This window comes from Arthrobacter sp. Bi26, from assembly GCF_918697925.1.
In the GTDB taxonomy this organism is placed as follows: Bacteria; Actinomycetota; Actinomycetes; order Actinomycetales; family Micrococcaceae; genus Arthrobacter.
In genome coordinates, this window is record NZ_CAKKMF010000204.1 from 1 (window position 1) to 1,465 (window position 1,465).

Sequence of the window (1,465 nt, forward strand, 5' to 3'; positions counted from 1 at the left end):
AAGAGAGGTTGGACGTGGCTGCAGGAGAAGATACCTCCCATATCCTCAGCGGGTTGACAAACCAGCTGCCTGATCGTGATCCGGAAGAGACCGCCGAATGGCTGGAGTCCCTGGATACCCTGATTCAGGAACAGGGCACCGAGCGTGCCCAGTACATTATGCGCAGCCTGCTCCAGCGGGCCGGGGCGCAGAGCGTGGGTGTTCCGATGGTCACCACCACGGACTACGTCAACACCATCCCGGTGGACCAGGAAGCGGCGTTCCCCGGGGACGAGGAAATCGAACGCAAGTACCGGGCCTGGCTGCGCTGGAACGCCGCGGTCATGGTGCACCGGGCCCAGCGCGCCGATATCGGCGTCGGCGGGCACATCTCCACCTACGCCGGGGCCGCGACCCTGTACGAGGTCGGGTTCAACCACTTCTTCCGCGGCAAGGACCACCCCGGCGGCGGGGACCAGGTCTTCTTCCAGGGCCACGCCTCCCCCGGCATGTACGCCCGCGCCTTCATGGAAGGCCGGCTGTCCGAGGAGGACCTGGACGGCTTCCGGCAGGAGAAGTCCAAGGAAGGCCACGCCCTGTCCTCCTACCCGCACCCGCGCCTGATGCCGGAGTTCTGGGAATTCCCCACGGTCTCGATGGGCATCGGGCCGATGAACGCGATCTACCAGGCCCAGTCGAACCGGTACCTGCACAACCGCGGCATCAAGGACACCTCGGACCAGCAGGTCTGGGCGTTCCTGGGCGACGGCGAAATGGACGAGCCCGAGTCCCGCGGGCTGCTCCAGCTCGCCGCGAACGACAAGCTCGACAACCTGAACTTCGTGATCAACTGCAACCTCCAGCGCCTCGACGGACCGGTGCGCGGCAACGGCAAGATCATGCAGGAACTCGAGGCCTTCTTCCGCGGCGCCGGCTGGAACGTCATCAAGGTGGTCTGGGGCCGGGAGTGGGATGACCTGCTGGCCAAGGACGAGGACGGCTCGCTGGTGAAGATCATGAACGAGACCGTCGACGGCGATTACCAGACGTACAAGGCCGAGTCCGGCGCGTTCGTCCGCGAACACTTCTTCGGCAAGACCCCGCAGACCAAGGAAATGGTCCAGGACCTGACCGACGACCAGATCTGGAACCTCAAGCGCGGCGGCCACGACTACAACAAGGTCTACGCCGCCTACAAGGCCGCGACCGAGTTCAAGGGCAAGCCCACGGTCATCCTGGCCCACACGGTCAAGGGCTACGGCCTGGGCACGCACTTTGAGGGCCGCAACGCGACCCACCAGATGAAGAAGCTCACGATGGCCGACCTCAAGGCCTTCCGCGACCACCTGCGCATCCCGATCACCGACGAGCAGCTGGAAGCGGACCTCTACCGGCCGCCGTACTACCACCCCGGCATGGACTCCCCCGAGATCCAGTACCTGATGGGCCGCCGCAAGGAACTCGGCGGCTTCGTCCCCGAGCGGCG

General features: G+C 65.5%; 1 pseudogene. It reads left to right on the forward strand.

What is annotated here, in order from left to right:
* Positions 1–14: 14 nt before the first annotated feature.
* Positions 15–1,465: pseudogene (locus LQV16_RS23455) on the forward strand (pyruvate dehydrogenase (acetyl-transferring), homodimeric type); the annotation flags it as partial.